Origin of the sequence: Agromyces humatus, from assembly GCF_021228295.1 — a bacterium.
In the GTDB taxonomy this organism is placed as follows: domain Bacteria; phylum Actinomycetota; class Actinomycetes; order Actinomycetales; family Microbacteriaceae; genus Agromyces; species Agromyces humatus.
Window position 1 is genome coordinate 26,742 of record NZ_JAJQPD010000012.1, and the last position, 24,394, is coordinate 51,135.

Genomic DNA, 24,394 nt, shown 5'->3' on the forward strand with positions numbered 1-24,394 from the left:
CGTGTTTCGCACGGTGGCTAGGGAAACCTAGTGCAGCAGGTTAATCCGTGGGTCCAGGGTTCGAGTCCCTGTGGGGGCACCATCGTCGTCGCAGGCGCGACATCGTCTGGGCGGAAATCTGCAGTGAGCGCGTCCAGGCGAGATCATCAACTGACTGGATGAACGCCCCATCGAGGCGAGATTCCATGATCCCCGACATGCGCGCCGAGGTCGCGGCGCCGCTGCCCTGACGATGGCGCTCCGGCTGCCGGCGCGATGGGCTCGAGCGCTACCGGGGGTCCCCCGCGGCGTCTGACTCCGGCTCCTCGGCAGACTCGTGACGCGCGCTGATCAGCAGGCCCAGCACCGCGCCCGCCACACACACGATCGCGGTGATCGAGAAGATCTCGCCGTACTGCAGGGCGTACGCCTCGCGCACCCGGTCGGCCTCGGCAGCCAACCGTTCCGCGAGTGTGTCGCCGCCCGTGCTGGCGGGCAGGCCGGCCAGATGCTGGTTGAACCGGTAGAGGCCCCATGCGCTCAGCGCCGCGATGCCGAGCACCATGCCGATCATGCGGGCGACCACGACTGCTGCCGACCCGATCCCGTGCTGGGCGGCCGGAACCGCCCGAAGGGTCGCCGATGTCAGGGGACCGATCACCAGCCCGAGACCGAGGCCGGCGATCGCCAGGTCGGTGTCCACCGTCGGCAGAGTGAACAGTCCGAGATCGTGTCGAGCCGTCAGCACATCGACGGTCCATCTCGAGATCAGCAGAAAGCCCACGGCGGCGACGAGCAGGCCGGTGAACGCGACGATCCGGTCGCCGATCCGGGTGGCCAACCATCCGCCGAGGAGCGCCCCGACCGGCAGCGCGACGAGGAAGCGCAGCAGCAGGAGGGCGGCCTGGTTCTGGTCCTGACCCAGCACACCCTGACCGAACAGCTCGACGTTGACCAGCGTCACCATGAGCGCTGCGCCGGCCGCCAACGACGCGCCAAGGGCTGCCAGGAACGGTCTGAAGTGCACACCAGCCGGTTCCAGCAGGCGGGTGCGGGCGAACCTCTCCCAGACGAAGAACGCGATGGTCGCCACGGCGGCGGCGAGCAGCATCGGCATTCCCCAGCTGGGCAGCACCAGCTCGCCGTCGGGCTTGGGGTTGTACAGCCCGATCACGGCCAGGCCCAGCGCGATCGCCAGCAGCAGACCGCCGACCACGTCGACCTTCTGGGGGGTATCGCTTCTCTGCCGGCCGGGCAGGCTGAAGTGGATCATCACCATCGCGATCACCGCCAGCGGCACGTTGACCCAGAAGACGGCCTGCCAATGCTGGAACAGTCCGACCAGCGCGATGCCGTACACCGGGCCGAGCACGCTGCCCAGTTCCTGTGCGGCACCGACACCGCCGAGCACAGTTGCGCGGTTGCGCGCAGCCCACAGTTCGGCGGCCAAGGCCAGCGTCACCGGCAGCAGCGCGCCACTGGCAGCGCCCTGAAGCGTGCGGCCGACCACCAACACGGTGAGATCGGTCGACAGTGCCGTGACCACCGATCCGAGCGCGAAGCCGGCGAGGCTGACCTGGATGAGCATCTTCCGCCCGAAGCGATCCGACGCCCGACTCAGCAGCGGCATCGCCGCGATGTAGCCGAGCAGGTAGCCGGTGATGATCGGGGTGACCCGTTGGAGCTGATTCACGCCGATGCCGACGTCGCGCATGATGTCGGTCATGATCGTGACGACGACGTAGGTGTCGAGCGCGCCCAGTGCCACTGCGAGACTGCCCGCGCTGATCGCGATGCGGCGGTTGGTCGACACCCGCCCGGTGGCCGGGGGCGGGCCGTGCATCACACCGCCGGTTTGTCGATGGTGACCGGTTCGCCCCACTTGGACAGGGTCATGGTGACGCTGTCCCCAGGGCTGGGCTCCAACCGGACCTGCATCAGCTCGTGGTTGCCGGCCTCAGAGATCCAGACGGTGCCGGGCACGGGTTCCGTCGCCCCGAGCTGCGGGGCGATCTCGTTGACCGCGTCCGCGGTGACGTTGCCCGTGATGCGTAGAGAGTCCACGCCCTCGATGGTCTCTCGGCCGTCGACCTCGGCATCGGAGAAGTTGGCGAGCACGTTGGCCAGCCCCGCGTCGGGGTCCAGGATCGCCGCGACGTCGTAGATGTTCGATGCCGGCCCGAAGTTCGACAGGCTGCTTCCCGACGTGATCGCGGCCCAGAGGTCGCCGTCGGAGACCACGAACTCGACCCCTTCGAGCCGCTGGCCAAGGTACTCCATGTCGAGTGTGCCCTGGGCGGCGACCGCTGGAGTCTGTGTGAGATCGCCCTCGATGAACTCGACCGGCAGCCCGGCGATCTGGCCCTCGACCGACAGCTCGAGATGCGCGCTGGTCTGCCCCTTGGTGGTCTCGCTCGACTCTTGCAACACGGTGGCGGGGTCGGGGGAATCCCCTGACGATTGGCCGGTGCACCCTGCAACGAGGGCGACGACGGCGACGAGAGGCGCGAAGATCGCCACACGGCGGGTCTGCATGGCCGCATTATACCGGCTGAGCCGCCTCCGCGCGGTGGTGGCACTCGTGCGGTTGGCCGAGGAATCTGACAGAGGCCGGACGGGGGCATCACATCATCGGCGAAGTCGCAGCCGACCGGAGTAACGTGGCGCGCGATGGCTTCCGACTACCACCGTCCCACTCGATTCCCGCCGACCATGTTCGAGGGCTATCTCGGCGCAGAAGACCCGGCCCACGTCAGCCGCGTCGCTCACGACACCGCGGCCGCACTGCTGGCGCGGGTGCGCGAGGATCCCGATCCAGACGTCGTCGCCCGGCTGGTCGCCTACACCGACGAGCACGGCATCGACGCGATCGCCGAGCTCTGGTCGCACGCGTCGGCGAAGAGCCTGCCGGGCGCACTGTGGCGCGTCTACCTGCTGCGTGCGCTCATCCGGCAGGACCCCGGCGGGCAGGCGCTCGCGTTCCAGCGCGGCGCCGAGGTGTCGCACACGATCGACCAGGTGGTCGCCGGCGCGGCGATCCCCGCCGGCCCCGACGAGGTCGTCGAGCTCGCCGATCGCATCCTGCACGGGCTCTTCACGGGCGATTTCGCGGTCGCCCTCGAACGGGCCGCTGCGTTCGCGCGCGTGTCGGCGGCCGGGTTCGCGAGCCTTGCAGACGATGCGGATGCCGCAGACACGACGCATCCCGATCGCTCGGCGGCGCTCACCACCCGCGCCCTGCGCCTCACCCAACTCGCCGACGAGTTCGCCTCGTGCGCGCGACTCTGGCGCCGCGACTCGCTCGACTGACCGATCGGCGGCCGTTCGGCTCGCTCGGGAATGCCGAGGGGGTCGACCTCGTTTACACTTGTCGAGGCCGGCCGCATAACCCCGGGCTCCAATATTCGCCGCTGCGAGCGGCCTCGCGCCGAGAGGCGTTCTGCGGCCGGCCTTATCCCTGCCCGGCTGCCCGTAACATCGGAGCATGCCCGACACCGTCACCCTCCTCATCGAGCCGCTGCCCGCCGGCGAGACCGTCACCGACATCGAAGCGACGTTCCGCGAGGTCGATGCCGCAGAGCCGGCACTGCGCGTCGGTGAGCTCTCGACGCAGCGGGGCGACGGCATCTTCGAGACCCTCGCCGTCAGCGACGGGCACCCGCAAGAGGCACGCGCGCACCTCGAGCGACTGCGCAACTCGGCGCGGATCTGCGAGCTTCCCGAGCCCGATCTGCCGCAGTGGGAGGCCGCCATCGCCCGGGCCGCCGCCGCACTTCCCGCGCACGGCGAGTTCGCGCTCAAGCTCGTGCTGAGCCGTGGCGTCGAGCACGGTCCGGCGCCGACGGCGTGGCTGCACGCGACGCCCGCCGCCGACTTCAGCGGCCCCCGCGAGCACGGGGTGCGCGTCGTCACGCTCGACCGCGGCTACGCGCGCGACGCTGCGGGGAAGGCGCCATGGTTGCTGCTCGGCGCCAAGACGCTCAGCTATGCCACGAACATGGCGGCGCTCCGCGAGGCGAAGCGCCGCGGAGCCGACGACACGATCTTCATCTCCTCAGACGGCTACGTCATGGAGGGGCCGACGTCGAGCGTGATCCTGCGCCACGACGACGTGTACTCGACCCCCGCTCCGACCGGCGCGATCCTGCACGGCACGACACAGCTGAGCCTCTTCGGGTACCTCGAGCGCACCGGCCGGCGAACCGAGTACCGCGACATCCCGGTGGCCGAGCTCGGGTCGGCCGATGCGATCTGGCTCCTGTCGAGCGTGCGGCTCGCGGTCGGCGTCACGGCACTCGACGCGACATCCGTGCCGTACGACGCAGAGGCCACCCGCGAGTTCAACGCGTACCTGCAGAGTCCGCGCGACTGAACCGGGTCTCGATCCGCGCTTCGCGCGACTCGACCGACGAGAGGCTCAGCCGAAGCGGCCCGAGACGTAGTCCTCAGTCGCCTGCACCGACGGGTTCGAGAAGATCGTGGTGGTGTCGTCGTACTCGATGAGGTTGCCCGGCTTGCCGGTGCCCGCGATGTTGAAGAACGCGGTCTTGTCGCTCACGCGCGAGGCCTGCTGCATGTTGTGCGTCACGATCACGATCGTGTACTGCTGCTTCATCTCCTCGATGAGGTCCTCGATCGCGAGCGTCGAGATCGGGTCGAGGGCCGAGCAGGGCTCGTCCATGAGGATGACCTCGGGGGAGACCGCGATGGCGCGCGCGATGCAGAGACGCTGCTGCTGGCCGCCCGACAGGCCCGAGCCGGGGCGGTCGAGGCGGTCCTTGACCTCGTTCCAGAGGTTCGCGCCCCGAAGCGACTTCTCGAGCAGCTCGTCGGCGTCGGACTTCGAGATGCGGCTGTTGTTGAGCTTCACGCCCGCGAGCACGTTCTCCTTGATCGACATCGTCGGGAACGGGTTCGGACGCTGGAACACCATGCCGACCTGACGGCGCACGAGCACCGGGTCGACGTCGGCGTCATACAGGTTGTTGCCGTCGATGAGCACCTCGCCCTCGACGCGAGCGCCGGGGATGACCTCGTGCATGCGGTTCAGCGTGCGGAGGAACGTCGACTTGCCGCATCCGGAGGGGCCGATGAACGCGGTGACGCTGCGCGGCTCGATCTCGAGGCTGACCCCCTCGACCGCGAGGAACTTGCTGTAGTAGACGTTGAGGTCTTTGACTTCAATGCGCTTGGACACGGGTTTCCTAACTGGGCGTGCGGATCAGCGGCCGAACTTCGGTGCGAAGAAGCGGGCGACGAGTCGGGCGATGAGGTTCAGCGCCATGACGATGAGGATGAGCGTGAGGGCGGCGGCCCACGCGCGATCGAGGTAGGCCTCGGGAGGGTTGCCCTGGTTGGCGTACTGCGTGTACACGAAGACGGGCAGCGACGACATGCGGCCGTCGAAGAGGTTGTAGTTCATGCTCGCGGTGAAGCCGGCCGCGATGAGCAGCGGCGCGGTCTCGCCGATCACGCGGGCGACGGCGAGCGTGATGCCGGTGGTGATGCCGGCGATCGAGGTGGGCAGCACGACCTTGACGATCGTGAGCCACTTGGGCACGCCGAGCGCGTAGGCCGCCTCGCGCAACTCGTTCGGCACGAGCCGGAGCATCTCCTCGCTCGACCGCACGACGACGGGGATCATCAGCACTGCGAGCGCGACGCTGCCGGCGATACCGGTGCGGGTGCCCGGGCCGAGGAAGATCGAGAAGAGTGCGTAGGCGAACAGGCCGGCGACGATCGACGGGATGCCGGTCATGACGTCGACGAGGAAGGTGATTCCCCGGGCGAGCCTGCCGCGACCGTACTCCACCAGGTAGATCGAGGTCATGAGGCCGATCGGGATCGAGATGACCGCCGCGGCACCGGTGATGAGCAGGGTGCCGACGATGGCGTGCAACGCGCCGCCGCCCTCGCCTGTGACGTTGCGCATCGACGAGTTGAAGAACTCGGCATCGAATCGGGCGAGCCCGTAGGTCACCACGGTGATCGTCAGCGAGATCAGCGGGATCATCGCGAGCACGAAGGCGCCGGTGACGAGGGCGGTGACCAGGCGGTCCATCGCCCGGCGTCGGCCTTCGACGAGCATCGAGAAGAGCCAGATCGACGGGATGTAGAGCAGGGCGCCCACGATGATCGCGCCGCCCCAGTTGAACTCGTTGCCGGCGAGGGCGAGCACGCCGAAGATGGCGGCGCCGACGCCGATGGCGGCGCCGAGGATGATCCACGGGGCCGGAGCGGGCAGGCGGCCCGCGGTGAGCGAGTTCTCGATCGGGACCGCGGTCACGGCATCGGGTTTCGTCGTCGTGGTCATCAGTTGGCTCCCGAGAATTCCTTGCGACGGCTGACGATCCAGCGGGCGAACGCGTTGACCGCGAAGGTGACGACGAAGAGGATGAGGCCCGTCGCGATGAGCACGTTGACGTTCATGCCGTAGGCCTCTGGGAAGCTGAGGGCGATGTTCGCGGCGATCGTCGACGGGTTCACCGAGGTCAGCAGCTGGAACGTGACGGCACCCGACGCGGAGAGCACCATCGCCACCGCCATCGTCTCGCCGAGTGCGCGTCCGAGGCCGAGCACCGATGCCGAGATGATGCCCGAGCGACCGAAGGGGAGCACCGCGGTGCGGATCATCTCCCAGCGGGTCGCGCCGAGTGCGAGTGCCGCCTCTTCGTGGAGCACGGGGGTCTGCAGGAACACCTCGCGGCAGATGGCGGTCATGATGGGCAGCACCATGACGGCGAGCACGATGCCCGCGGTCAGGATCGTGCGGCCCGTGCCCGAGACCGGGCCGCCGAAGAGGGGGAACCAGCCGAGGTTGTCGACGAGCCAGGAGTACAGCGGCTGGACGGCCGGGGCGAGTACGCCGATGCCCCAGAGGCCGAACACCACGGAGGGGACGGCCGCGAGCAGGTCGACGATGTACCCGAGCACCGACGCCAGGCGACGCGGCGCGTAGTGCGAGATGAAGAGGGCGATGCCGATCGAGACCGGGATGGCCATGATCAGCGCGAGGGTTGCCGCCCACACCGTGCCGAAGACGAGGGGGCCGACGTAGGCCCAGAAGTTGGCGGGCAGGATCGAGGCGTCTTCGCTGTCTGCGAAGAACGCGGGGATGCTCTGCACGATCAGGAAGATCGCGACGGCGGCCAGGGTCACGAGGATCATCGACCCCGCGAAGACGGCGGAGCCGGAGAAGACCCGGTCGCCGGGCCGTTGTTTCGCCTTGATCGCGGCGGTGGTGCTCATGGGGCGCAATCCTCGGAATCAGGAGTGGGTGGGGGACAGGGCCGTGCCCGACCCCTCGACGTTCCTGAAGAACTCTCGGGGTCGGGCACGAACTTACTAGCTGATCGAGTCGATCGCAGCCGTGATCTGCTCGCGGAGCGTGTCCGAGATCGGGGCCGAGCCGGCGTCGGCCGCCGCAGCGTCCTGGCCCTCGGGGCTGGCGATGTACGAGAGGTACGACGTCACGAGCTCCACGTTCTCGGTCTCGGCGTAGGTGCCGCAGGCGATGAGGTAGCTCACGAGGACCACCGGGTAGACGCCGGCCTCGGTCGAGGTGCGGTCGAGCTCGATGGCGAGGTCGCCCTCGGCGCGGCCCTCGGCGAACGGCGAGGCGTCGACGATGGCGGCGGCAGCCTCGGGCGAGTACGAGACGAACTCGTCGCCGACCTGCACCGCGACGGTGCCGAGGTCGCCGGCGCGCGACGCGTCGGCGTAGCCGATCGTGCCGGTGCCGTTGGTCACGGCGTCGACGACGCCCGAGGTGCCCTGCGCAGCCTCGCCGCCCTCGAACGGCCATACGCCGTCAGCCTCGTAGGTCCACACGTCGGGAGCGGCGGCACCGAGGTACTCGGTGAAGTTCTCGGTGGTGCCCGAGTCGTCGGAGCGGTGCACGGGCGTGATCGCCAGGTCGGGCAGCGTCGCGTCGGGGTTCGTCGCGGCGATGGCCGGGTCGTTCCACTTGGTGATCGTGCCCGCGAAGATGCCGGCGATGGTGGCCGCGTCGAGGTTGAGCGTGTCGACGCCCTCGACGTTGAAGATCACGGCGATCGGGGAGATGTAGAGCGGCAGCTCGACGATGGTCGAGTCGGGCGCGCACCTCGCGAAGCCGCCCGCGGCGAGCTCCTCGTCGTTGAACGCGCGGTCGGAACCGGCGAAGTCGCTCGCACCCTCGAGGAAGGTCTCGCGACCTGCACCCGAGCCCGAGGGGTCGTAGTCGATCGTGACGTCGGGGTTCGCGGTCTGGAAGCCTGCGATCCACGACTGCTGTGCGGCGTCCTGCGAGGAGGCGCCTGCGCCGACGAGGTTGCCCGAGAGCGTCGAAGCCGACTCTTCGGGGGCAGCTCCGCCTTCGTTCGCGGCACAGGAGCTGAGTGCGAGTGCCGCGGTGACGGCGATGACGGCAGGCACGCCGAAACGCTTGAGGTTCACGTGAATTCCCTTCCGGGGTTCGTTTGCAGGATTTTCGGGCCGGTGCCGACCCGCCTGCGACGCTAATCAGCGCGGCTTACCAACTTGCGCCGCGTTGGTAAACGGAAGGTGAACGAGCGCTGTCGCTCCGGATGTCCCGTGGAGACCGCTCTCAGGAACCGGATGCTAGGCGCGGGGCGCGTGCGTCTCGATGGCGATGATGCCCGAGCCCGAATTCGACGCGGAGAGGTGCACGACGCTGAACGCGCCGGGCTCGAGCCCCGCGGCATCCGTCACATACGAACCGAGCGGGGTGCCCGTCGCCAACGCGACCTCGCGCATGATCTCGGGCAGGACGGGGCCGTGGCTGCAGAGCACCGCGTTCTTGCCCGATCGCACCCGTTTGCCGATCACGCGACGCACCTCGCCGTCGCCGGCCTCCCACGCGTCCTGGCTGATGCCGGCATCGCGCTTGACCGTGATGCCGGTGGCCGCCCCGAGCGGGGCGACGGTCGTGACGCAGCGAACCGCCGGGCTCGACACGATGCGCTTGAGGCCCCACGCGGGGAGCGCGTGCACGAGACCCGCCGCTTGCGCGACACCGCGTTCGGTCAGGGGCCGTGAGGCGTCGGCGCCGGTCCAGCCGCTGCGTCCGACCGCCTTGCCATGACGCAGGAGCGTGAGGGAGAACGTCGAGGTCACGCCCTGGTCGACGAGCTTCGCGAAGTTGTCGAGGATCTCGACGTCGGGCTCGTAGCTCAGGTATCCGCGCGCTCGCTTGAGGGTCACCCACTCGACCGCGGCCACCTCGGCGTTCGGCTTGAACGTCGACTGCTGCACGGCGCGCTCGCTCACCTCGGCGGACCAGTAGTGCACGATCTTCTCGCGTCCGCTCGACAGCGGATAGCGCGAGACGCCGAGCGGAACCCCGAGCGCGACCGCGAGCCCGGTCTCTTCGGCGATCTCGCGCACCGCGGTCTGCGGCAGCGACTCGCCCGGGTCGACCTTGCCCTTGGGGATGGTGACATCGCCGTACACCGTGCGGTGGATCACCAGCACGTGCACCTTGCCATCGATGATGCGCCAGCAGACGGCACCCGCGGCGTAGATCGCCGTCGAGGTCACCGGCGTTTTCCGGTGCGCTTGCGCTGGGCGATCTCGAGCATCTGCCGGTTCTGCAGGTCGGTGAGCGGCAGCCCGGATGCATCGGTCGAGTGACGCGTCCACACGCCGTCGCCCGCGAGGTGCCACGTGCTCGTCGAGTCATCCATCGCCTGGTCGAACAGTGCGCTGATCTCGGCGAGGTGCGTGGGTTCGGTGAGTCGTACGAGTGCCTCGACGCGTCGGTCGAGGTTGCGGTGCATCATGTCGGCCGAGCCGATGTAGGTCTGCACGTCGCCGTCGTTCACGAACGTGAAGATGCGGGAGTGCTCGAGGTACCGGCCGAGGATGGAGCGCACCCTGATGTTCTCGCTGAGCCCCGGGATGCCGGGTCTCAGGCTGCAGATGCCGCGCACCCACACGTCGACGGGGACGCCTGAGTTCGAGGCGCGGTAGAGGGCGTCGATGATCGCCTCGTCGACCATCGAATTCACCTTGATGCGGATGCCCGATGGCCGGCCGGCCTCTGCGTTGCGGATCTCGGTGGCGATGAGCTTGAGCAGTCCCTTGCGCAGGTGCAGGGGGGCCACGAGCAGTCGCTTGAACTTCTTCTCGATGGCGTAGCCCGACAGCTCGTTGAACAGGCGGGTCAGGTCTTTGCCGACCTGGTCGTCGGTCGTGAACAGCCCGAGGTCTTCGTAGATGCGGCTCGTCTTCGGGTTGTAATTGCCGGTGCCGATGTGGCTGTAGTGGCGGAGGCCGTCTTTCTCTTGACGAATGACGAGCGCGAGCTTGCAGTGGGTCTTCAGCCCGACGAGCCCGTAGACCACGTGCACGCCCGCCTTCTCGAGCTTTCTGGCCCACGTGATGTTGGCCTGCTCGTCGAACCTGGCCTTGATCTCGACGAGCGCGAGCACCTGCTTGCCCGACTCGGCGGCGTCGATGAGTGCCTCGACGATGGGACTGTCGCCCGACGTGCGGTACAGCGTCTGCTTGATGGCGAGCACGTCGGGGTCGGCCGCAGCCTGCTCGAGGAAGGCCTGCACACTCGTCGCGAACGACTCGTAGGGGTGGTGCACGAGGACGTCTTGACGCGCGATCGCCTTGAACACGTCGGCGCGCCGGTTGGGTTCGGCGGGCTGGAACTGCACCGCGGTGGTCGGCACGTGTGTGCCGTAGTGCAGCTCGGGCCGGTCGATCCTGGCGAGGTCGAACAGCCCGCCGAGATCGAGTGGTGCCGGGAGGCGGTAGACCTCCTGCTCGGTGACGTCGAGTTCGCGAACGAGCAGGCCGAGGGTCACCTCGTCCATGTCGTCGGTGATCTCGAGCCGGATGGGCGGTCCGAACCGGCGGCGCAGCAGCTCTTTCTCGAGCGCCTTGATGAGGTTCTCGGTCTCGTCCTCTTCGATCTCGACGTCTTCGTTGCGGGTGACCCGGAACACGTGGTGCTCGACGATCTCCATGCCGGGGAAGAGATCGCCGAGGTGGTTGGCGATGAGGTCTTCGAGCGTGATGTACCGCACGCGCTGCACCGACTCGCTGGGGTCGACGCGCACGAAGCGGGGCAGCATCTGCGGCACTTTGACGCGCGCGAACTCCTGACGCCCGGTGCGGCTGTTGCGCACGCGAACCGAGAGGTTGAGCGAGAGCCCCGAGATGTACGGGAACGGGTGGGCCGGGTCGACCGCGAGCGGCATCAGCACGGGGAAGATCTGTGCGCCGAAGTATGCACGAAGGTGGGCGTGCTCGTCGTCGCCGAGTTCGGCCCACGTCACGACCTGGATGCCCACCTCCTCGAGTGCGGGCTTCACGAGCGTCTGGTAGGCCGTGGCGTGCCGCTCCTGCAGCTCGTGGGCCTTCTTCGAGATGTCGACGAGCACGTCCATCGGGGCGCGGCCGACATTGGTCGGCACGGCGAGCCCGGTCATGATGCGACGCTTCAGGCCGGCGACCCGCACCATGAAGAACTCGTCGAGGTTCGACGCGAAGATGGCGAGGAAGTTCGCCCGCTCGAGCACCGGGAGCGTGGGGTCCTCGGCCAGCTCGAGCACTCGCTGGTTGAACGCGAGCCAGCTGAGCTCGCGATCGAGGTATCGTTCGGCCGGCAGCTCGGGCGCGCCCTCGATGTCGAACGGCTCGAAGTCGTCGTCGAAATCACTCGACGTGCGATCGGAGGTGCGCTCGTCCTCGATGAGGCTGTCAGCGGTCATCCCCTCATCATGCCACCCGCCGCAAACGCGGCATGAGAACCGGGTTAACGTGCGGTTACGGGCGCCCCTTCGTCGTCGTCTTCGTGCACGTTGAAGCGATAGCCGACGTTGCGAACGGTGCCGATGAGGCTCTCGAGATCGCCGAGCTTGGCGCGGAGCCGCCGCACGTGCACGTCGACGGTGCGCGTGCCGCCGAAGTAGTCGTAGCCCCACACCTCGCTCAGCAACTGCTCGCGCGTGAACACCCTCGAGGGATGGGCGGCCAGGAAGCGCAGCAGTTCGAACTCCTTGTAGGTGAGATCGAGGGGCCGACCGTGCACCTTGGCGGAGTAGCTGGCCTCGTCGATGACGACCCCCGACGTCTGGATGCGCTCATTCGGCTGCGACCGCTGCGACCGGCCGATGGCGAGCCGGATGCGGGCGTCGACCTCGGCGGGGCCGGCGTGCTCGAGCACCACGTCGTCGACGCCCCACTCGGGTGTCACGGCGGTGAGCCCGCCCTCGGTCACGACGAGGATGAGCGGCACCGAGAGTCCGGTCGTGCGCAGGATCTGGGAGAGCGCCTTGGCTCCGGCGAGGTTCGTGCGGGCGTCGAGGAACACGAGATCGGATTCGGGCGCATTGACCAGCTGCTCGGGCGAGGCCGGGATGACCCGGACTCGATGAGACAGGAGCGGAAGTGCCGGTAGAACGTCATCGTTGGCTGCCGGCGTCAAGATCAGCAGCTGCGCCACGCCACACCCTCCAGTAGTAAGGTGCCGTCAATACTACGGGACGGGCGAGCCCGGTCCGCGACATCGAACCCGGGGAGTGACGATGGCCGAGAAGACGGCGACCGGCGGCGGATGGCCCGGCATCGCGTTGGTCTGGGCGATCGCGCTCGCGGGCGTCGTCGTCGTCGTGAGTCTCGCATTCGCCGGCGGTGCCGCGTGGTTGGGCGATCGGGGTGCGCTCGGGATCTACGCCGCACTCGGCGTCGTGCTCGCGCTGGCGGTGATCGCCACGCTCGTGGTGCAGCTGGCGACCCGCCGGCCCGTGGGGTTCGTCGGCCGGGTCGCGGCGAGCATCGCCGGCGCGGTGGTCGTCGTCGCGATCGCAGCCGCGGTCGTCGCGCCCGTCGCCGTGCGGTGAGCCGATAGACTCGGAGCATGTCTGAGCTGCTCGCCCTCGAACTCCTCTTCATCGGCCTGCTCGGCCTCGCGAGCCTCGCGATCGCGTGGGTCAGCGGGGTCGTCGTCTACAAGCTCTTCAAGGGACAGCGCTAGGTGCTGAAGGCGTGGCGATGATCGAACTGCCCCTCGACCTGCCGGCCGAGCTCGTTCCGCTCTCGTGGCTCCTCGGGGTCTGGGAGGGGTCGGGTGTCATCGACTACAAGGTCGGCGACGGGTCGGTCACGCACGAGTTCGGGCAACGAGTGAGCTTCAGCCACGACGGGCTTCCGCACTTGAACTACACGTCGTACACCTGGCTGTTCCCCGCCGACGAGGGCGGCGAGCCGACGCCCCTCGCGACCGAGACCGGCTACTGGCGGCTGGCCCGCGAGCAGGGCGAGGGCGATCCCGGGCCTGCCCTGCTGCCGGCGATCGGCGAGCCGCGCTACCCCGACGCAGAGGCGGTCGAGCAACTGCGCAACACCGGCGGCGGGTTCGATCTCGAGGTCTCCATCGTGCATCCCGGAGGGGTCAGCGAGCTCTACCTCGGTCAGGTCAAGGGCCCGCGCATCGACCTGGCCACCGACGCCGTCATGCGTGCGGCCGGGGCGAAGGACTACGCGGCCGCGACGCGCCTCTACGGTCTCGTCGATGCCCACCTGCTGTGGGCCTGGGACATCGCGGCGCTCGGGCAGGACCTGCGCACCCATGCATCGGCCCGGCTCGCGAAGGTCGACTGATGGCCGCCTCCCCGTTCCTCGCGCTCTCCGGCGCCGTCCCGGCCGAGTCGCTCGATCTCGGCGTCGCCGGCCACTACGGCAACCCCATCGTCGAGCAGCGCAAGCTCGAGCGCGGCGAGGCGATCGTCGATCTCTCCGACCGCGGCCTCGTGGTCGTCACCGGTCCCGACCGTCGCTCGTGGCTGCACTCGATGGCGAGCCAGAACGTCGAACGCATCGCCCCCGGCGAGAGTGCCGAGGCACTGCTGCTCGACGCATCGGGTCGCATCGAGCACGCGGTGCACCTCGTCGACGACGGCGAATCGACCTGGCTCATCGTCGAGGGCGATGAGGCCGCGCCGCTGGCAGCCTGGCTCGACCGCATGCGCTTCATGCTGCGTGTCGAGGTCGCCGACCGCAGTGCCGAGTTCGCCGTGATCGCCGCGATGTCGCGGGCGGCGCTCGATGCCGCAGCGCCTGCCGCGTCGCCCGGCGGGGTGGCGCTCGATTGGATCGACCCGTGGGCCTCGCCCCCGCCCGGAGCCCACCAGTACGCCGAACCGGCCGGCCACCCGGCATCCGCCTGGCAGTGGATCGAGCGCATCGTGCCGCGCCCCGCCCTCGCCGACGCGGCCGCCGCCGTCGCCGCGGGCCGCGTCGCCGTCGCCGGATCGCTCGCCGCCGAGGCGCTGCGCGTCGCCGCGTGGCGCCCGCGCCTCGCGACCGAGGTCGACGAGAAGACGATCCCGCACGAGCTCGACTGGCTGCGCAGCGCCGTCGACCTCGGCAAGGGCTGCTACAAGGGCCAAGAGACGGTGGCGAAGGTGCTGAACCTCGGCCGTCCGCCGCGCCGGCTGGTGCTGCTGCACCTCGACGGCAGCGACACGGTGCTGCCCACGCCCGGCGACGAGGTCGTCGGCGAGAAGGTGCGCCCCGAACCCGAGGCCGGCGAGGCGCCCGAGCGTCGCGCCGTCGGCCGCATCACCTCGAGCGCGATGCACCACGAGCTCGGGCCGATCGCGCTCGCGGTCGTCAAGCGTGCGGTGCCCGGCGACCTGCCGCTGATCGTGCTGAGCCACGGCATCGAGGTCGCGGCGGCACAGGTCGAGATCGTCCCGGCCGGCGCCGGTGCGGCCGTCGATGTGCCGCGTCTGCCGCGTCTCGGCGTGCGCAAGCCCTGACGCTCCCCGACCCAGCCGCCCCGCCTCCGACATGCGCGGCTCACCACGTCGAGGCCGGCACCATCGCGGGCTGGCGGTCACTCGGCAGCGGGAGGGACTCGAGTAGCCCGACTTCGTCGCTCATCGCGACGCTCATCCGCCGCAGCGCGGCCCCGATTTCGGAGCCGGTCCACGCGTAGGACGCCACCTCATCGACGACATGCAGCAGCGGCCGGGCCAGAGCGTCGCGCCGGCGCTGGTACTCGTCGAGGGCGTCGTCGTCGCGACGGCCGCCGAGGGCATCGAGCAGAGCGTGTGCGAGCAGTTCCGCATCGCGGAACGCGTCGGTGATGCCGTGGCTCGCGATCGGATCCTTGAAGTACCCGGCGTCGCCGACCAGCGCCCAGCCGGGTCCCCAGGCCTGCCGCAGGAAGCCGGCGCGTCCGCCCCAGCCGCTCCACGGCGCGACGCGCCGGCTGCCCAGCTGCCGAGGAGCATGATCGGATGCCGCGGCCCGCAGCAGGGTGGCGAACACGTCGTCATCGGATCCACCGCGACGCACCGCGCGCATCGACTCCGACGCCGTCGCCACGAACACGCAGTGCTGGCCGTTGTTCGTGGGGATGATCCCGCAGGCGGCGTGATCGCCGTAGTACCACTCGTAGCCGCGGTCGTCGAGGCCCTCGAAGTACGCGTACCGGACTCCGCTGGACGAGGGGGCGACCATCGTCAACTCGGCGTCCGTGAGCCCGGCCACCGTCGAGGCGATGCCATCGGCGCCAACGACATATGCGGCGTGGTGTTCGGCGCTGTTCACGGTGGAGACGCCGCGCACCCGCTCGTCCCGGTCGCGCAGGAGGTCGACGACGGCCGCCTCGTGGACGACATCGACCCCGGCATTCGCGGCGGCGTCGACGAGGATGCCGTCCAGCAGATGCCGCCGCGGTGCGTAGAGGGCGTCCACGCCCGGACTCGGCCGGACCCGGACCTGCACGGGGTCTTGACCGGCGCAGTGGATGGACACGTCGCTCACCGGTGGGGTACCCGCGGCGATGATGCGGTCGAGCAGCCCCCAGCGGCTGAGCTGGAGAACTCCGCCGCGCATCAGCGCGTGGGTCGACACCGTGTCGGAACCGGCGCGACCACGATCGAGCAGCAGCACCCGGGCTCCGGCTTGCGCCAGCAGCATCGCCGTCGGTGCGCCGGCGACCCGCGCGCCGACGACGATCACGTCGTACTCGTCCATCGGTGTCTCCCGTCGGTACGGTCGCGCCGGGACCTCAGTGGGTGACGACCTCGATCTCGACGGGTGTCGGGTTGGTGAGCGCGTCGTAGACCGCCGACCGGCGGCGGGATTGCTCGACGAGCCCGCGCAAGGTATCGGCGTCGGCGTCGCCGGCGATCGTGAAGGTGACCTTCATACTCCGGTAGCCGTTGCGGACTTCGTCTGACAGCCCGAGGATGCCGAGCAGATCGACGTCGCCTTCGACGGTCGAGCTGATGTGGTGCAGCGGAATGCCCCGCGCGGCGGCGATGTTGCCGATGCCCGCGGTCAGGCACGCTGCGATGGCGTGCAGCAGGAACTCCACCGGCGTCGGGGCGTGATCTGCGCCCACCAGCACGGCGGGGTGATCGGCGTGCACCTCGGTGACGTGGTTGTGCTGTATCTCCTGCATCGCCCCGTAGAACCCGGAGAACTCGGATCGGCTGTGGGTGCCGCCCTCCCATGTGTTGCGGGCGCGGAACCGGAACTTCGCGATCTCCGGGGTCTCTTTCACGGCGTTCAACGTCGCGAACAGGGTGGGCACGTCGACGCCGTTCAGGGGCGGACGCACGACGGTGGTTGTGGTTTCAGACATGGTGGCTTCTCTCTTCTGTGCTGCTTCGCGTGCAGGTGGTGGTGGGTCTCGATCAACAGCGCATTGCGTCGCGGCATCGCGGGCCGCCCGGTCGGCTACTGCGGGGATCCGTGCGACTGGTCACGGCACGGGGCGCCGCGAGTCGTAGCCGGGGTCGAACGGAATCCGCCTCACCCGTGCACCGAGGGCGACGATTCCTGCGTACGCGGCGGCGAGCGCGAGCAACACCAGGACGACGAACAGTGCGAGCAGCATGGCGGATTCCTTCCGTGAAAGGGGATGACGACAGCGGACGCTCCGCGGGGGTCGGCATCCGCTCTTCCGTGGTGTACGCATCGATGATGCCGACCGGAGTGACACGGGCGCATGAGAGCCCGCTCCTACTTCTCGCCCCATGGCTCCCGCCGCGGCGCCGCGGTGTGGGACAGCGCTCCCAATGTGCGGCGATCCGGGGTTCGCGCTGCCCGGGCCCTCGAAAGGTCAGGTGATGTCGGAGCTCTGCGGGCGACCGGTCTGGTCCATCCCCGACCGCCCCATCCCGGCCTCCCTGGCCATGACGATGGCCTGGGCTCGGGTGTCGGTGTTCAACTTGGAGAACACGTGGGTGATGTGATTGCGCAACGTATGCGGGCTGATGAAGAGCCGCTCGGCGATCTCGGCATTGCTGAGCCCCAGTGAGATCAACTCCAGGACTTCGTGTTCACGTGGGCTGAGCTCACCCACGATGTCGCCTCCGCCGAGTTGACCACGATCGGTGGGCGTGTGGTCGACGAACGCTCCGATCTCCTCCACGAAGCGCGTCCAGGCCGGCTCGCCCTCCACGAGGATGTGGTTCTTGCTGTCAAGGGGTACGAACGTGCTCTCAGGGATCAGGCCCGCGAGACGTCGACCCTCCTCGAACGGGATCATTGCGTCGTTGCGGGCATGCAGAATCAGCGTCGGAACTGACACCGTTCTCGCTAGCTCGGTCACATCAAGAGCGTAGAACGCCTCCTCGAAGAGAACCGCATTCGCCGGAGACGTCGTTCGTCGCTGCAGCTCGTTGAGCGATCGTGTCTGCTCCGGGGTCGCGTCGGGCATGAACAGCGTGGTGAACACCTGCCGAAAGGCAGGGTTGTCCTGGCCCCATCCCAGCCGCATCAGGTCGAGCAGTGTGAAGGCTTCCTGGCGCTGTTCTGGGGTCGTACTGCGGCGGAGGCGACCCTGTGCATACGCTCCGTACAGGACCAGACGGGAAACCCTCTCAGGATGCCGCACCGCGTACGCGATCGCGACGGCTCCCCCCTGAGAGATGCCGAGGAGCGGGAAGTGTTCGAGGTGCAGGCTGTCGACCACGGTTTCCAGATCGGTGACCCAGGCGTTGAGTGAGAAATCCTCGACCTCCCAGTCCGACAGCCCGCAGCCGCGTTCGTCGTAGCGGATCAACCGATGACCCGACGACAATGCAGCGAGCCAGTGCCGCCAGACCGGGCTGACCCAGTCGAACTCGAGATGAGTGAGGTAGTTCGCAGCCTTGACCAGTGGCGGACCCTCCCCGACCTCTGCCAAAGCGATCCGAACACCGTCGGCTGCCTGGCAGAATCGGATCCGCTGTCTGGGCTCGCCCATGATCAATTATGTGCCCGGGTCATCGGGATTCACGCGATCAGGGCTGGCGGATGTCCCGCCGGTAGGCTGTTCGCATGCCACACACCCTCGTGCTGCTCCGTCACGGCAACAGCGAATGGAACCAGAAGAACCTGTTCACCGGTTGGGTCGACGTCAGGCTCTCCGAGCTCGGCGAGACCGAAGCCGCCCGCGCGGGCGAGCTGCTGCGCGAGTCGGGGCTCCTTCCCGACGTGCAGCACACCTCGGTGCTCACCCGCGCCATCCAGACCGCGAACATCGCCCTCGACGTCGCCGATCGCGCGTGGATCGACGTGCGTCGCTCGTGGCGGCTGAACGAGCGCCACTACGGCGCGCTGCAGGGTCTCGACAAGGCCGAGACGCTCGAGAAGTACGGTCCCGAGCAGTTCCAGCTCTGGCGCCGCTCGTTCGACGTGCCGCCGCCCGTGCTGGCCGACGACGCCGAGTGGTCGCAGGTCGGCGACCCGCGCTACGCGAACCTCGCCGATGGTGAACTGCCGCGCACCGAGTGCCTGAAAGACGTCATCGCGCGCATGCTGCCCTACTGGGAGTCCGACATCATCCCCGACCTCGCCGCCGGCAAGGTCGTGCTCGTCACCGCCCACGGCAACTCGCTGCGCGCGCTCGTGAAGCACCTCGACGGCATCAGCGACGACGAGATCGCCGAGCTCAACATCCCCACGGGCATCCCCCTCGTGTACCGCCTCGACGACGACTTCATGCCCATCGGCGCGGGGGAGTACCTCGACCCCGAGGCCGCCGCGGCGGGTGCCGCGGCCGTCGCCGCACAGGGCGCCAAGTAGCCCGAGCACGACCGAGGGCGAGGGATCGATGATCCCTCGCCCTCGGTCGTTCCCGCGTCAGCTCGCGGACTTCTCGGGATCCCAGTCGCCGGTCACGAGGTACTGCACCTTCTTGGCGATCGACACCGCGTGGTCGGCGAAGCGCTCGTGGTATCGGCTCGCGAGCGTGGCGTCGACCGTGTCGACGGCCTGGCCCTTCCAGGTCTCGCCGAGCACCTTGTCGAACACCACGAGATGCAGCGCGTCGACCTTGTCGTCGTCGTTGCGGATCTCTTCAGCGAGCTGCGCGTCTTCGGTGCGCAGCAGCTCGACGAGCTTGCGCGCGATCTCGACGTCGAGCTGGCCCATCTCGGCGAACGTCGAGCGCAGCGACTTGGGCACGACCTTGTCGGGGAAGCGGTAGCGAGCGAGCTGCGCGATGTGGGTGGACATGTCGCCCATGCGCTCGAGCGAGGCGCTGATGCGCAATGCGCTCACGACGATGCGCAGGTCGCGGGCGACCGGCTGCTGGCGGGCGAGGATCGTGATGGCGAGCTCGTCGAGTGCGACGGTGCGCTGGTCGATGAAGTTGTCGCTGGCGATCACCTCTTCAGCCAGGCTCACCTCGGACTTGTGGAACGCGCGCGTGGCCTTGTCGATCGACTCGGCGACGAGTTCGGCGAGCTCCACCAGTCGGTCCTGAACCTCGGCCAGCTCCTGCTGGAACACCTCACGCATGTACGAATCCTTGTCTCTCGGAGTCTCGCGCAGCGAGCGCGGGACGGAAGGGCACTGCGGCCCCGGGACATCCTCCCGGCGGCAGGTGAACAGCAGGTGCCCGGAGGCTGAACACCCACTAACGTACCGCCGCACAGGCGGACAATGGCCGAGGCGGCGTGATCGGCTGGTTAGTCTTGAACGCATGGACTCCACGTGGCTGGTGCTCACCGCGCTTGCCTTCGGCCTCTTCCTGGGCGCCGCATTCATGATCGTGCTGCACATGGCCGAACGCCGCGGAGCCAGCGCGGCGAAGGTCGTCGCGCCGACGATTCCCGACGGGGTCGACCAGGTGCTCGATGTCATGGAGTCCGCCGGAGTCGTGCTCGATCCGTCGAACAACGTGCTGCGCGCCTCGCCGGGGGCCGTCGCCATGGGGCTCGTGCGCAACCAGCAGCTCGTGCACCCCGAGCTGCTCGACATCGTCGCATCGGTGCGCCGCACGGGCGAACCGATCGTCGGCGAGGAGTACATCGTCTCCCGGGGGCCGTTCGCCGACACCCCCTTGCGGCTGCGCGTGCGCTCGGCGCGCCTCGGCACCCGATTCGTGCTGCTCCTCGCCGAGGATCGCACCGAGTCGTTCCGGCTCGATGAGGTGCGACGCGACTTCGTCGCGAACATCAGCCACGAGCTGAAGACCCCGATCGCCTCGGTCAGCCTGCTGGCCGAGGCGATCGACCAGGCTGCCGACGAACCCGACCAGGTGCGGCGCTTCGCCGGCCGTCTCTCAGTCGAGGCCGGCCGGCTCGCGCACATCACGAGCGAGGTCATCGAGCTGTCCCGGCTGCAGGCGCGCGGGGCGTTGCGCACCGATGTGCTGCTCGGGGTCGACGAGATCGTGGCGGCGGCCGTCGAGCAGAACCGGGTCGTCGCGACGGCGAAGGGCGTCGAGGTCGCGGTCCGGGCATCGTCGAACGCCGAGGTGTACGGCGACCGGTCGTTGCTGATCGTCGCGGTGCACAACCTCATCGCGAACGCGATCGCCTACTCCAGCGAAGGCGGCCGTGTCGGCGTGGGCACGAAGATCGTCGACGGGGCCGTCGAGATCGCGGTCACCGACCAGGGCATCGGCATCGAGTCCGATGAACTCGAGCGGGTGTTCGAGCGGTTCTACCGCATCGACCAGGCGCGTGCGCGCAACACCGGCGGTTCGGGCCTCGGGCTCAGCATCGTCAAGCACACGGTGCAGAACCACGGCGGCGACGTGAGAGTGTGGTCGCAGCCCGGCAGGGGATCGACGTTCATGATCCGGCTCCCGCTCGCGGAACCGCCCATCGAGGCGTCCGAATCGGCCGACCCGGCCGGTTCGGCCGGGCCACCGGCCGAACCCGGTGCCGCCGCCGCTCCGCCACTTGCCGCATCGCGCGGCACCAGACGCGCTGCGAACCTCGCAGCATCCGAACCAGGAGACCGTACGTGACTCGAATCCTGCTCGTCGAAGACGAGATCGCACTGAGCGACCCCCTGAGCTTCCTGCTCGAGCGCGAGGGGTACGAGGTGGAGGTCGCCGCCGACGGCCCCGCGGCGATCGCCGCGTTCGACCAGACCGAGCCCGACATCATGCTGCTCGACCTCATGCTGCCCGGCCTGCCGGGCACCGAGGTCTGCCGCGAGATCCGCTCGCGCTCGACGGTGCCGATCATCATGCTCACGGCGAAGGACTCCGAGATCGACATCGTCGTGGGCCTCGAGCTCGGCGCCGACGACTACGTCACGAAGCCGTACTCCACGCGCGAGCTCCTCGCCCGCATCCGCGCGGTGCTGCGGCGGCGCACCGAGATCGACGACTACGACGAGGCGATCCTCGAGGGCGGTCGGGTGCGCATGGACGTCGACCGGCACACCGTCGAGGTCGACGGCACGGCGGTGCCCATGCCGCTCAAGGAATTCGAGTTGCTCGAACTGCTCATGCGCAACCCCGGTCGCGTGCTCACGCGCGGCCAGCTCATCGACCGGGTGTGGGGTTCCGACTACTTCGGCGACACGAAGACGCTCGACGTGCACATCAAGCGCATCCGGTCGAAGATCGAGCAGCAGCCCTCCGAGCCCGTACAGCTCGTCACCGTGCGCGGGCTCGGCTATCGCTTCGAGGCCTGATCCCTCGGAGTGCACGAGGCCCGCAGCGACGAATGAGCGGATGCCCCGGGGCATCCGCTCATTCGTTCGTTCCGTGCCGGCGCCGGGTCGGCGCCGCCGTGCGTCAGGGGGCCAGGCCGGAGTACTCGGGCAGGCGGCTGTCGAGCACCGGCACGCCGATCTCGATGCCCTCGGCCGAGCCGTACTGGAAGTAGAGGTCGACGAGTCCGCCGGGCTGCGTGTCGATGCCCTCGAGCAGGATGGGGTCGAGGACGTCGATGCCCTCGACGTCGGCGGCGCCGAGGCCCACGGTGGAGCCCGCTGCGACCTCGATCGTCTGCGTGTCGCCGCTGGCGACGAGCTGCACGTCGAGCTCGACGTCGTCTTCGCCGTTGTTGACGACGGTGAGCACGAGGTTGCCCTCGTCGCCGTCGTCGCTCACGACGAGGATGTTGCGCAGGTCGAGATCGCCGACATCGGCGGCGACCCCGTCGCTCGCATCGTAGGGCTCGGTCGTCGCCTGATAGGTGAGCATCGCGCAACCGCTCGCGCCGAGCGCGATGCCGAGAGCGAGAGCAGCGGATGCCGCGAGACGCGCCTTCACAGAACCTCCAAGAGCGAGCGGGCGCACGGCCGTTTCGGCGCGCGCGAGGAATCGAATCCGAGCATATCGTACGGTCGCGGCGGCGATGCGAGGGGGAGGCGGAACCTTAGCACGATCCCGAATGTGATATCCTGTGAGTTGCCGAAAGGACACATATTCATGCTTTTTGAGGTTGGCGAAACCGTCGTTTACCCCCACCACGGTGCCGCAACGATCACCGAGGTGAAGAAACGGATCATCAAAGGTGAAGAGAAGCTCTACCTCAAGCTGAACGTCACGCAGGGCGACCTCGTCATCGAGGTCCCGGCCGAGAACGTCGACCTCGTCGGCGTGCGTGACGTCATCGGAAAAGAAGGCCTCGACAAGGTCTTCGAGGTGTTGCGCGCCCCTTTCACCGAAGAGCCGACCAACTGGTCGCGTCGCTACAAGGCGAACCTCGAGAAGCTCGCCTCGGGCGACGTGATCAAGGTTTCCGAGGTCGTCCGCGACCTCTGGCGTCGTGATCAGGACCGCGGGCTCTCGGCCGGCGAGAAGCGCATGCTCGCGAAGGCACGTCAGATCCTCATCTCCGAGCTCGCGCTCGCAGAGAAGACCGACGAAGAGGCGGCCTCGACCGTGCTCGACGAGGTGCTCGCCTCGTAGCCTTCCGCGCGTCGAGTAGCTGCAGGCCGCGTCTCGCGGTCAGCGCTACGCTCGTGGGATGAGCACGCCCACGATCGCCGTCGTCATCGTCGCGGCCGGAAGCGGCACGCGCCTCGGGTACGACGAGCCGAAGGCGTTCGTGCCGCTCGGCGACGGCACCGTGCTGTCGACGGCCGTCGCCGGCGCGCTCGGAATGGCGTCGGCGCCGCACCTCGTGCTCGTCGTTCCCGACGACCGGGTCGACACGACCCGGTCGTCGTTCGAGCCCGTCGTGGCCGCGGCATCCGCCGCCCTCGACGTCGTCTCGGGCGGCGACACCCGACAGCAGTCGGTCTCGCGCGGACTCGCGGTGCTGCCGCCCGGCATCGACACGGTGCTCGTCCACGACGCCGCTCGAGCGCTCACGCCGAGCCTCGTGTTCGACGAGGTCGCCGCAGCCGTGCATGCACGCAACCGCGGCGTCGTTCCCGCCCTCGACGTCGTCGACACCATCAAGCGCGTCGGGGTCGACGGCAGCGTCGTCGAGACCGTCGACCGGTCGCAGTTGCGCGCGGTGCAGACGCCCCAGGGCTTTCCCCGCAGGGCGCTCGACCATGCCTACGCCACGGCGCGCGCCGAGTTCACCGACGATGCGGCGCTCGTCCAATCGGCCGGGCTCGCGGTCGATGTCGTGCCGGGCGACGTCCGGGCGTTCAAGATCACGGTGCCGGCCGACCTGCGCCGCGCCGAGCAGCTCGTTGCGGAACGCACCCGGCCGACCGGCCGGCACGACGCTCCGGTGCCGCGCATCGGCACGGGTACCGACGTGCACGCCTTCGCCGCCGACGCCGGTGTCGCGCTCTGGCTGGCGGGCCTGCACTGGCCCGGCGAGCGCGGGCTCTCGGGGCACAGCGACGGCGACGCCGCCGCGCACGCGATCTGCGACGCCCTGCTCGCGGCTGCGGGGCTCGGCGACGTCGGCCGGGTCTTCGGCACCGACGACCCTCGATTCGACGGCGCCCACGGCGAGGTCTTCCTCACCGAGACGAAACGCCTGGTCGAGGCATCCGGATTCTCGATCGGCAACGTGACCGTGCAGATCGTCGGCAACCGGCCGAAGCTCTCCCCTCGGCGAGCCGAGGCCGAGGCGCTGCTTTCGCGGGTGCTCGGCGCGCCCGTGAGCGTGAGCGCGACGACGAGCGACGCACTCGGCTTCACCGGCCGCGGCGAGGGTGTCGCGGCGATCGCAACGGCCCTCCTCATCCCCTGAACGAACAGCACAGCGGAACGGGGGCAACGCGCCGGTAGGCTTGG

Annotated in this window: 25 protein-coding genes; 10 read left to right on the plus strand and 15 right to left on the minus strand. The window is 69.0% G+C overall.

Features of this window, described 5'->3' with window-relative positions; all coding sequences use genetic code 11:
- Positions 1–268: 268 nt before the first annotated feature.
- Positions 269–1,792, minus strand: coding sequence for an MFS transporter (locus LSF15_RS16980; protein WP_232499751.1), 1,524 nt, complete (start codon positions 1,790–1,792; stop codon positions 269–271).
- Between the two features lie 29 nt (positions 1,793–1,821).
- Positions 1,822–2,514 (minus strand): LppX_LprAFG lipoprotein, encoded by a 693-nt coding sequence (locus tag LSF15_RS16985; protein WP_232499752.1) that lies wholly within the window; start codon positions 2,512–2,514, stop codon positions 1,822–1,824.
- A gap of 135 nt (positions 2,515–2,649) precedes the next feature.
- Here LSF15_RS16985 and LSF15_RS16990 point away from each other — a divergent pair, with 135 nt between their 5' ends.
- On the plus strand, positions 2,650–3,288 hold the full coding sequence (locus LSF15_RS16990; protein ID WP_232499753.1) for a DNA-directed RNA polymerase subunit beta: 639 nt from the start codon (positions 2,650–2,652) through the stop codon (positions 3,286–3,288).
- A gap of 175 nt (positions 3,289–3,463) precedes the next feature.
- Entirely contained in the window at positions 3,464–4,351 is an 888-nt protein-coding gene (locus LSF15_RS16995) for an aminodeoxychorismate lyase (protein ID WP_232499754.1), read from the plus strand.
- Positions 4,352–4,396: 45 nt separating this feature from the next.
- Here the strand turns inward: LSF15_RS16995 and pstB are convergent, their stop codons facing one another.
- The 7 genes from pstB to LSF15_RS17030 all read right to left on the minus strand — a co-directional run bounded on the left by pstB (position 4,397) and on the right by LSF15_RS17030 (position 12,439).
- Positions 4,397–5,176: a phosphate ABC transporter ATP-binding protein PstB gene (gene pstB, locus LSF15_RS17000; RefSeq protein ID WP_232499755.1), complete on the minus strand. Its 780-nt coding sequence runs from the start codon at positions 5,174–5,176 to the stop codon at positions 4,397–4,399.
- A 24-nt stretch (positions 5,177–5,200) separates the two neighbouring features.
- The gene (pstA, locus tag LSF15_RS17005) at positions 5,201–6,292 is read right to left on the minus strand and encodes a phosphate ABC transporter permease PstA (protein ID WP_232499756.1); all 1,092 of its coding nucleotides are present in this window, start codon (positions 6,290–6,292) and stop codon (positions 5,201–5,203) included.
- Entirely contained in the window at positions 6,292–7,227 is a 936-nt protein-coding gene (pstC, locus tag LSF15_RS17010; RefSeq protein ID WP_232499757.1) for a phosphate ABC transporter permease subunit PstC, read from the minus strand. Before pstC ends, pstA begins: the two co-directional genes overlap by 1 nt.
- Before the next feature lie 96 nt (positions 7,228–7,323).
- Complete coding sequence (locus LSF15_RS17015) at positions 7,324–8,415, minus strand: phosphate ABC transporter substrate-binding protein PstS (protein ID WP_232499758.1); 1,092 nt, start codon at positions 8,413–8,415, stop codon at positions 7,324–7,326.
- Between the two features lie 165 nt (positions 8,416–8,580).
- The gene (locus LSF15_RS17020) at positions 8,581–9,519 is read right to left on the minus strand and encodes an NUDIX hydrolase (RefSeq protein ID WP_232499759.1); all 939 of its coding nucleotides are present in this window, start codon (positions 9,517–9,519) and stop codon (positions 8,581–8,583) included.
- The gene (locus tag LSF15_RS17025; protein WP_232499760.1) at positions 9,516–11,705 is read right to left on the minus strand and encodes an RNA degradosome polyphosphate kinase; all 2,190 of its coding nucleotides are present in this window, start codon (positions 11,703–11,705) and stop codon (positions 9,516–9,518) included. Before LSF15_RS17025 ends, LSF15_RS17020 begins: the two co-directional genes overlap by 4 nt.
- A 44-nt stretch (positions 11,706–11,749) precedes the next feature.
- Positions 11,750–12,439 carry a response regulator transcription factor gene (locus LSF15_RS17030; RefSeq protein WP_232499761.1) on the minus strand — a complete coding sequence of 230 codons (690 nt, stop codon included), beginning with the start codon at positions 12,437–12,439 and terminating at the stop codon, positions 11,750–11,752.
- An 82-nt stretch (positions 12,440–12,521) separates the two neighbouring features.
- On the opposite strand from LSF15_RS17030, the gene LSF15_RS17035 reads away from it, so the two are divergent.
- The 3 genes from LSF15_RS17035 to ygfZ all read left to right on the plus strand — a co-directional run bounded on the left by LSF15_RS17035 (position 12,522) and on the right by ygfZ (position 14,756).
- On the plus strand, positions 12,522–12,836 hold the full coding sequence (locus LSF15_RS17035; RefSeq protein WP_232499762.1) for a hypothetical protein: 315 nt from the start codon (positions 12,522–12,524) through the stop codon (positions 12,834–12,836).
- Between the two features lie 151 nt (positions 12,837–12,987).
- Positions 12,988–13,596, plus strand: a complete 609-nt coding sequence (locus LSF15_RS17040; RefSeq protein ID WP_232499763.1) for a nitrobindin family protein — start codon at positions 12,988–12,990, stop codon at positions 13,594–13,596.
- The gene (gene ygfZ / locus LSF15_RS17045) at positions 13,596–14,756 is read left to right on the plus strand and encodes a CAF17-like 4Fe-4S cluster assembly/insertion protein YgfZ (protein ID WP_232499764.1); all 1,161 of its coding nucleotides are present in this window, start codon (positions 13,596–13,598) and stop codon (positions 14,754–14,756) included. The genes LSF15_RS17040 and ygfZ overlap by 1 nt, the downstream gene beginning before the upstream one ends.
- A 40-nt stretch (positions 14,757–14,796) precedes the next feature.
- Here ygfZ and LSF15_RS17050 read toward each other — a convergent pair whose 3' ends face one another.
- From LSF15_RS17050 to LSF15_RS17060, 4 genes are all read right to left on the minus strand, one after another.
- Positions 14,797–15,981, minus strand: a complete 1,185-nt coding sequence (locus LSF15_RS17050; RefSeq protein WP_232499765.1) for an NAD(P)/FAD-dependent oxidoreductase — start codon at positions 15,979–15,981, stop codon at positions 14,797–14,799.
- 34 nt (positions 15,982–16,015) lie between these two features.
- On the minus strand, positions 16,016–16,594 hold the full coding sequence (locus tag LSF15_RS17055) for an OsmC family protein (protein WP_232499766.1): 579 nt from the start codon (positions 16,592–16,594) through the stop codon (positions 16,016–16,018).
- A gap of 120 nt (positions 16,595–16,714) precedes the next feature.
- Entirely contained in the window at positions 16,715–16,849 is a 135-nt protein-coding gene (locus LSF15_RS18920) for a hypothetical protein (protein ID WP_269756585.1), read from the minus strand.
- Positions 16,850–17,074: 225 nt separating this feature from the next.
- Positions 17,075–18,202: an alpha/beta fold hydrolase gene (locus LSF15_RS17060; RefSeq protein ID WP_232499767.1), complete on the minus strand. Its 1,128-nt coding sequence runs from the start codon at positions 18,200–18,202 to the stop codon at positions 17,075–17,077.
- A 74-nt stretch (positions 18,203–18,276) separates the two neighbouring features.
- Between LSF15_RS17060 and LSF15_RS17065 the strand changes: the two genes are divergently transcribed.
- Positions 18,277–19,023 carry a phosphoglyceromutase gene (locus LSF15_RS17065; RefSeq protein ID WP_232499768.1) on the plus strand — a complete coding sequence of 249 codons (747 nt, stop codon included), beginning with the start codon at positions 18,277–18,279 and terminating at the stop codon, positions 19,021–19,023.
- A 57-nt stretch (positions 19,024–19,080) separates the two neighbouring features.
- Here LSF15_RS17065 and phoU read toward each other — a convergent pair whose 3' ends face one another.
- Positions 19,081–19,740: a phosphate signaling complex protein PhoU gene (gene phoU / locus LSF15_RS17070; RefSeq protein ID WP_232499769.1), complete on the minus strand. Its 660-nt coding sequence runs from the start codon at positions 19,738–19,740 to the stop codon at positions 19,081–19,083.
- Positions 19,741–19,924: 184 nt separating this feature from the next.
- On the opposite strand from phoU, the gene LSF15_RS17075 reads away from it, so the two are divergent.
- Both LSF15_RS17075 and LSF15_RS17080 read left to right on the plus strand, forming a co-directional pair.
- The gene (locus tag LSF15_RS17075) at positions 19,925–21,199 is read left to right on the plus strand and encodes a sensor histidine kinase (RefSeq protein WP_232499770.1); all 1,275 of its coding nucleotides are present in this window, start codon (positions 19,925–19,927) and stop codon (positions 21,197–21,199) included.
- Positions 21,196–21,876, plus strand: a complete 681-nt coding sequence (locus tag LSF15_RS17080; protein WP_232499771.1) for a winged helix-turn-helix domain-containing protein — start codon at positions 21,196–21,198, stop codon at positions 21,874–21,876. The genes LSF15_RS17075 and LSF15_RS17080 overlap by 4 nt, the downstream gene beginning before the upstream one ends.
- A gap of 103 nt (positions 21,877–21,979) precedes the next feature.
- Here the strand turns inward: LSF15_RS17080 and LSF15_RS17085 are convergent, their stop codons facing one another.
- Positions 21,980–22,459 (minus strand): hypothetical protein, encoded by a 480-nt coding sequence (locus LSF15_RS17085; RefSeq protein ID WP_232499772.1) that lies wholly within the window; start codon positions 22,457–22,459, stop codon positions 21,980–21,982.
- 159 nt (positions 22,460–22,618) lie between these two features.
- Between LSF15_RS17085 and LSF15_RS17090 the strand changes: the two genes are divergently transcribed.
- Positions 22,619–23,101 (plus strand): CarD family transcriptional regulator, encoded by a 483-nt coding sequence (locus LSF15_RS17090; RefSeq protein ID WP_022889889.1) that lies wholly within the window; start codon positions 22,619–22,621, stop codon positions 23,099–23,101.
- 58 nt (positions 23,102–23,159) lie between these two features.
- A complete protein-coding gene (gene ispD / locus LSF15_RS17095; protein WP_232499773.1) occupies positions 23,160–24,350 on the plus strand; it encodes a 2-C-methyl-D-erythritol 4-phosphate cytidylyltransferase in 1,191 nt (396 codons plus the stop codon).
- Positions 24,351–24,394 lie beyond the last annotated feature (44 nt).

Coding starts and splice junctions, on each gene's coding strand:
- LSF15_RS17035 (WP_232499762.1), top strand. CDS start 12,522: ATGGCCGAGAAGACGGCGACCGGCGGCGGATGGCCCGGCATCGCGTTG.
- LSF15_RS18920 (WP_269756585.1), bottom strand. CDS start 16,849: ATGCTGCTCGCACTGTTCGTCGTCCTGGTGTTGCTCGCGCTCGCCGCC.
- ygfZ (WP_232499764.1), top strand. CDS start 13,596: ATGGCCGCCTCCCCGTTCCTCGCGCTCTCCGGCGCCGTCCCGGCCGAG.
- LSF15_RS17090 (WP_022889889.1), top strand. CDS start 22,619: ATGCTTTTTGAGGTTGGCGAAACCGTCGTTTACCCCCACCACGGTGCC.
- phoU (WP_232499769.1), bottom strand. CDS start 19,740: ATGCGTGAGGTGTTCCAGCAGGAGCTGGCCGAGGTTCAGGACCGACTG.
- LSF15_RS16995 (WP_232499754.1), top strand. CDS start 3,464: ATGCCCGACACCGTCACCCTCCTCATCGAGCCGCTGCCCGCCGGCGAG.
- LSF15_RS17065 (WP_232499768.1), top strand. CDS start 18,277: ATGCCACACACCCTCGTGCTGCTCCGTCACGGCAACAGCGAATGGAAC.
- LSF15_RS17060 (WP_232499767.1), bottom strand. CDS start 18,202: ATGGGCGAGCCCAGACAGCGGATCCGATTCTGCCAGGCAGCCGACGGT.
- LSF15_RS17025 (WP_232499760.1), bottom strand. CDS start 11,705: ATGACCGCTGACAGCCTCATCGAGGACGAGCGCACCTCCGATCGCACG.
- ispD (WP_232499773.1), top strand. CDS start 23,160: ATGAGCACGCCCACGATCGCCGTCGTCATCGTCGCGGCCGGAAGCGGC.
- pstC (WP_232499757.1), bottom strand. CDS start 7,227: ATGAGCACCACCGCCGCGATCAAGGCGAAACAACGGCCCGGCGACCGG.
- LSF15_RS17050 (WP_232499765.1), bottom strand. CDS start 15,981: ATGGACGAGTACGACGTGATCGTCGTCGGCGCGCGGGTCGCCGGCGCA.
- LSF15_RS16990 (WP_232499753.1), top strand. CDS start 2,650: ATGGCTTCCGACTACCACCGTCCCACTCGATTCCCGCCGACCATGTTC.
- LSF15_RS17055 (WP_232499766.1), bottom strand. CDS start 16,594: ATGTCTGAAACCACAACCACCGTCGTGCGTCCGCCCCTGAACGGCGTC.
- pstA (WP_232499756.1), bottom strand. CDS start 6,292: ATGACCACGACGACGAAACCCGATGCCGTGACCGCGGTCCCGATCGAG.
- LSF15_RS17040 (WP_232499763.1), top strand. CDS start 12,988: ATGATCGAACTGCCCCTCGACCTGCCGGCCGAGCTCGTTCCGCTCTCG.
- LSF15_RS16985 (WP_232499752.1), bottom strand. CDS start 2,514: ATGCAGACCCGCCGTGTGGCGATCTTCGCGCCTCTCGTCGCCGTCGTC.
- LSF15_RS17075 (WP_232499770.1), top strand. CDS start 19,925: ATGGACTCCACGTGGCTGGTGCTCACCGCGCTTGCCTTCGGCCTCTTC.